The organism is bacterium (assembly GCA_018814885.1).
Lineage (GTDB): Bacteria > Krumholzibacteriota > Krumholzibacteriia > LZORAL124-64-63 > LZORAL124-64-63 > JAHIYU01.
Genome location: JAHIYU010000042.1, coordinates 1 through 6329, shown reverse-complemented (window position 1 = coordinate 6329; position 6329 = coordinate 1). Strand labels below are relative to the sequence as shown.

General features: G+C 69.5%; 5 protein-coding genes. All 5 read left to right on the top strand.

Annotated elements, in window-relative coordinates; genetic code table 11:
- On the top strand, positions 1–801 hold an 801-nt coding region (locus KJ554_02525), incomplete at its 5' end, for a hypothetical protein (GenBank protein ID MBU0741212.1).
- Positions 802–825: 24 nt separating this feature from the next.
- Positions 826–1626 (top strand): hypothetical protein, encoded by an 801-nt coding sequence (locus tag KJ554_02520; protein MBU0741211.1) that lies wholly within the window; start codon positions 826–828, stop codon positions 1624–1626.
- Entirely contained in the window at positions 1602–2621 is a 1020-nt protein-coding gene (locus KJ554_02515; protein ID MBU0741210.1) for an NHL repeat-containing protein, read from the top strand. The genes KJ554_02520 and KJ554_02515 overlap by 25 nt, the downstream gene beginning before the upstream one ends.
- Before the next feature lie 8 nt (positions 2622–2629).
- Positions 2630–6109, top strand: coding sequence for a hypothetical protein (locus tag KJ554_02510; GenBank protein MBU0741209.1), 3480 nt, complete (start codon positions 2630–2632; stop codon positions 6107–6109).
- A gap of 1 nt (position 6110) precedes the next feature.
- Positions 6111–6329: hypothetical protein (locus KJ554_02505; protein ID MBU0741208.1), on the top strand; the 219-nt coding region annotated here is incomplete at its 3' end.

Genomic DNA, 6329 nt, shown 5'->3' with positions numbered 1-6329 from the left:
GGCACTACCGCCGCGACCATCCACCGCGCGGCCGTGCCCCAGGGGGACATCGGCGGCGTGGGCGGCTACGGGAGCGGCACGGCGGCCGGCGGCGGCATGTCCGTGGCCAAGCCCATGCTGCTCTCGCTGTTGCTGCCCGGCCTCGGCGAGGCCACCATGGGCTACAGGCGCGGCTACGTGATGATGGCCCTGGACATCGCCTCCTGGGTGGGCGTGAAGCACTACCACGACCTGGGCAACGAGAAGCGCGACGCATACTACGCCTACCTGGACGCGCACTGGAGCGAGAGCGCGTTGGCGGCGGCCTTCGGTTCGTCGACGGACTTTGCGGGCACCTTCTTCTACGGCGACACCATGGACGACTCGGCGGACTACCAGACCCTTTCCCTCTGGGTCAGCCGCGAAGCCGACGAGCGCGAATACTACGAGAACGCCGGCAAGTGGGACCAGTTCGTCTTCGGCTGGGACGACTTCTGGGATCCACGCTCTTGGCCCGAGTACAACGATGGCTCGTGGGTGGATCTGACCACTAGTATTTTGAAGGACGCCCGGGTCTCGTCGCACCGCGAGATCTACCGTGCCATGCGCATCGACAGCAACGACCAGTTCGAGCGGCGCGACACGCTGATCTACGTAAACATGTTCACGCGCCTGTTCAGCATGTTCCAGGTAGCCTATCTCGGCGGCGTCTTCTCGGGCGGGCGCCCCGCCGAGTTCAAGGTCGCCGGTCACGACGTCGCCCTGATCGCGGAGCCGCGCGGCTTGACCGCCAGCCGCCTGGGCGTATCCGTTTCCTATTGATCCCTGCGGGGAGGAGTGAGAGCAGTGGGTAGCAAAGCCAACTCGAGGATCTTGCTGGCGGCGATGGCGACGGCCTGCGTCTGCCTCGCGACCGGAGTCGCGGCGGGCCCCGCGGACGACCTGCTCGCGGCCGAGCACACCGCGCTGGGCGACCGCGCCTCTTCGCTTTGGAAGGCCCAGGACATCGGGGGCTCGGTCATCGGGGGCGTGCGTGGCGCCGAGCGCACCGGACCGCGCAACATGGGACAGAAGCTCAAGGCCGGATTCCTGTCGCTGCTGCTGCCGGGCGCCGGACAGATCTACAACGGCGACCGCGGCAAGGCCCTGATCTTCGCCGGCGCCGAGGCGGCCGTCTGGACCAGCTACCTTGTGTTCCACTTCCAGGCCGAGGGCCTGTCCGACGACTACAGGGAATACGCGGGCATCTTCGCCGGCACCTCGGGCGACCACACCGAGCCGTACTGGCGGGCCGTCGGTCGCTACATGACCAGCGAAGAGTACAACGTGTATCTCGAGATGGTGGCCCGTGCCGAACAGGTCGAGGCGACGGGCCTGATCGCGGGCGACGACGTCTGGTTCTGGCGCAACGAGCGCTATCTCGCCAACTACCAGATCCTGCGCGCCGACGCCAACCGCGCCTACGATCGTCGCGATTTCACGGTGCTCTTCGCGCTGATCAATCGGGCGATTTCCGTCTACGACGCCGTGCGCGGCGCCGGGGGCTCCGAACACATGCTGGAAGTGGCAGGTCTCGGTTTCGACGTGGCCACCCGCCGCGTCATCGGTCGGAGGGGGACCGCGTGCGTATTCACACGGCAGTTCTGAGCCCGTGGCCGGCGATCCTGCTGGCCGTGCTCTGCGGTTGCGCCGCGGCGCCGAGCGGGGAGAGGGCCGCTGCTGACGCCGGCGATGAGACCGTCGACGGCGCGGCGGACGCGTGGCAGATGGGCGAGCGGGCCGTGCCCCTGGGACTGGTGCTCCTGCACGTCTTCGAGAACGAGAGTTCGGCGCCCTACTACCCGATCAAGGGCATCGGCGGCGTCGCCTACTACGGCGACGGCACCCTTTTCTTCTGCGACGAGAAGGGCGGTCGCGTGCATGGTTACGATGCGGCCGGGGATACGTGGTTCCAGTTCGACAACCCGGGTACGCGCTTCTTCCGGCCCGTGGACATCTGCATCGACCAGTTCTCGGTCCTGGTCCTGGACATGGACGGGCGCGACCTGCTGCGCTACGGTCTCGGCGGCGTCTTTCTGGACCGGCTGCTCGATTTCAGCTATCTCGATCCCGGTTACGACCGCCTGCCGTCGGCCTTCGACGTCGATCTCGACGGCAGCATGGTCTTCACCGACGCGGCGGAGGACCAGGTGCTGCTGGTCGACGCCTACCTGGAGCTGCAGCATGTCGTGGGCGTGCCGGGCAGCCATCCCGAGCAGTTTCGCGAGCCGAGCGGCGTGGCCTTCCTGCGCGACGGCAGTTTCGTGGTTTCCGACCGGGCCAACCGCCGTCTGCAGCACTTCACGCGGTTGGGCTACTACAAGCGCACCATCGGCGGCGAGTTCGATCCCCAGAGCCGTCTGTTGACGCCCCAGGGGCTGGATACCGACCCGGAAGGCAACCTGTTCGTGGCGGATCCGGCGGCCGGGCTGATCCACGTCCTCTCACCGGAGCTGGACTACCTCTTCGCGGTAGGTTCGGAACTGGGCCTGCAGGCGGCCCCCGTGGCGCCCATCGATGTCGCCGTCGGGCCAGACGACCAGCTCGCCGTGAGCGATCGCGAACGCCAGGCTGTGCTGGTTTACCGGATCCGGTATGAATAGAGGGGGGCATGCGGCTAGGCTCGTGGTTGTTCCTGCCGATCAGCGTCGTCCTCTTCGTCGTGGCGGCGCGGGCGGCGATGGCCATGCCGCCTCCGGTGCGGTCGGCCACGGCCGCTGGATCGACCTTTCCCGATTCCCTGCTCACCAGATCTGAGACCGAGTTCCATTTCCTGCCCACCGATGCCCGCCAGGCGGTCCTGGCCCATGCCTACGTGGTGCCGGGTACCCTCGTGGCGACGGTGGACGGGCAGCCGTGGCGCCCGGGAGTGGATTTCCGCGTCGATGTCACGCGGGGCGTCTGGAATCCGCTGCGTCCCCTGGGCGAGCCGGGCGGCGATCAGGTCCTGGTGCGCCTGGAATACAGCTTCCATCCCTCCCCGGTGCCGGCGTGGCGCCTCCTTCATCCGGTGCGCGGCAGGCCCGTCGCGCGCGTCGCCGGCAGGGGGGACGCGACGACGGCGCGGGGCACCGCGGCCACCGGCTTGGCGACAGGCGATCTCGCCGTCAGCGGCAGCAAGTCCGTCCGCATGTCGTCGGGCAACCGGCGGGACCTGACCATCGATCAGACCCTGCGCCTGAACATCGCCGGCTGGCTGACCGAGGACATACGCGTCGACGCCGCGCTATCCGACGACAACCTGCCCGTGGTCCCCGAGGGCAACACCGAGGAGCTGCGGGATATCGACCGCATGCGCGTTGAGCTCACCGCATCGCACTGGCGGGCAGTGCTCGGCGATTTCGTCGCCCGCCGCGAGGGATCGGTCTACGGCGGCTACCGGCGCAAGCTGCAGGGCGTGGTGCTGGATGTGGGCTCGGCTGACATGGGTGCGGGTGTCCTGGCCGGGTCGCCGCGCGGTCTCTACCGCACGCTGCAGATCCTCGGCGAGGAAGCTAACCAGGGCCCCTATTTCCTGGGCGGGGGAGAGGCGGGGGCGCAGGTCTTCATCGTGGCCGGCTCCGAGCGCGTGCTGATCGACGGCATCCAGTTGACCCGCGGCGCCGATCGCGACTATGTCATCGACTACGTCAGGGGGACCCTCACGTTCACCTACCGGCGGCTGATCACCGCCGAGACCGAGATCCTGGTCGAGTTCGAGGAGGGCGAGGGGCCGTACGCCCGGACGGTCGTGGGCGGCGAGGGCCGCTTCGCGACGGGCCTGCCGCTGTCGGACGGCCGGACCGCCGCCTTCGCGGCGCGGCTCACGCGGGAACGTGACAACCCCGACCGCCTGCGCAGCGGGGATCTCTCGGACGAGGACCGCGCCCTGCTGGCGGGCGCCGGCGACGAGGCGGCAGCCGCGGTTACGTCCGGTCTGACCCAGGTCGCCGTCGGCGAGGGTTCCTACCGCCTGGAAGACATGGGCGGGACGCGGATCGCCGTCTACGACACTCTGGCCGGTGATTACGAGGTGGAATTCCACTACGTCGGCGCGGGCCGCGGCGCGTACGCGGTCGAGTCGCTGACCGGCACCGGAGGCCGGGTCTTCGTCCATCGCGGCGCCGGGGCGGGATCCTACGACATCGGCCGGCCGCTGCCCCTGCCCTCGAGCCACAGCCTGGCCTCGTTCCAGTTCACCATAGGTGGCGAAGCGGAACCCCTGCTGGACGTGGAATGGCACGCCAGCCGGCGCGACGAGAACGTCCTCTCCGGACTCGGTGACGGCGATGATACAGGTCACGCGTGGCGTGCGTCCCTCGACGCCGGGCAAGCCGACCTCGAGCTCGGTGGCCTCCGGCTGGGCACCGTGAAAGCCAACGCGGTGCACGACGCGCTCGGCGCGGGCTTCAGTCCCTTCCAGCTCGCCAGGGACCTGTTTCGCTACGATCGCTGGGGACTCGGCGACCGTGCGCGCCGCAAGGGATTCCTGCAGGAGCGGGATCTGGAGACGGAGGTGGGCGCCGGTTTCGTCACGGGTGCCGCCGGCCGCCGCTTGGAGCTGACCGCCGGCTGGGGCCGGCTCGCGCACGGCGCCGGCCTGACGGCCAGGCGGCTCGACTTGGCCGGCGCGTGGCGGCTGGCCCGCCTGCAGGGACGTTCGCGCTGGAGCGAGGCGTTCAGCGAGGACGCCACCGATCCCCTCGACGTCAAGCGCACGGTTCAAGCGCACGACATCGGGCTGGAGACCGGTCCTGTCCGCCCCAGCGCCGCCTACGAACAGAAGCAATACACGGACGCCGCAGCCGCGGCGGGTGGGGTGGGGGGTTATCGCCTGCGCACCTGGCGTACGGCCCTGTCGTCGGGAGGCGCGGCGGCCCTGAGCTGGCGGCTCGGTTTCGAGCGTGGTCTGGCCGACTCGTTGCGGGCCGGGGCCTGGCGGCGGGAACGCGACAGCCGCACGGCACGCTGGCAGGTGGGCACGCCCGCGGTCGGCGGCATGCGCCTGCAGGCCGACGGCGCCGTGCGCAACGTGGAAGTGCCCGGTGGACAGGACCGCAACACGCGCCTGGCCAAGCTGCATCTCTCCGGACGCTGGGACCGTGCCGGCAGCGACTGGGGCCTCGTCTACGGTATCGACAACAGCCGCACCGAGGTCCTCGACCGGCAGGTAGTCTATATCGGCGAGCGCCAGGGCGACTACAACCAGAACGGCGACTTCGTCGGTCACGACCTGGGCGACTTCAACGTCGTTACCGTCGGCACCGACAGCCTGGTCGCGACGACCGAAGTCTCCGCCGATCTGACCTGGCGCCAGGATTTCGGTTTCCTGGGGCGCCGCACGGCCTGGGGCAGCTGGCAGACCTTCACCCGGGTGACCGCCCGCTCGCGCAGCCGCACCGACGCGGTGGGCCGCCTGCTGCGCTTCGCCGAGGATTCGGTCTTCGACGAGGATGATACCGTGCTCGGCGAGGTCACCCTGCGCCAGGAGGCCACGTTTCTGCGCCACCTGCCCCGCTGGGACCTGAGGCTGCTGTACGATTACGACCAGGCCCTGGACCGGCAGTACGCGACCCATCCGGAGCGACGCCTGCGCCACCAGTCGCAGGCCACGCTGTCCTGGAATCCGACGCAGCGCAGCAGCCTGCGCGGGCGGTACCAGCGCACGGACGAGGAGCGGCTCACGCGGGAGGACGCCTTCAGCACCAACCGTTCCTACGCGTCGGTGGCCAGGCGCTACGAGCTGGAATGGTCCGTCCGTCCGGGGACGGGCAACCTGGTGGCCCTCGCGTCGGATATGATCAGGCGCAGCGACGCGGTATCCGGGGTGAGACAGGGCGAGTTCGGGATCAAGCCCTCCGCGCGCCTGCGGCTCGAACAGAGGTGGAGCGGCCAGGCGGACCTGCGCTGGTCCCGTGTCTCGAGCGACGAGCCGGCGGGAGCGGTGCGTCCGTTCTTCTTTGCCGTGCCGGGTGGAAATGTGGAAGCCTCGGCGAGGCTGTCCTGGGAACAATCGTCCCTGATGACCGTCACCCTGGCGTACTTCGGACGCCGGCTGGGCGAAAGGGGGTGGCAGCATGACGTGCGGCTCGAGTCCACGGCGAGGTTCTAGCGTGCGATGGCTGTTGCTGTTCTGCCTGGCCACGGTGCTGGCGGATGCGAGCGGCGCCGCGGCCGGCTTCGCGACCATCCGTCTCTCCGGCGATCCGCAGGCGGAGACGGTTTGGCGCGACGCCCTGGCGTCAGACCAGCGCTGGTTGTCGTCCCTGCCGCCGTTGGCCGTGGCGGTGACGGATTCGGTCCTGGCGGCACCGGAGTCGCACGAAGCGCTG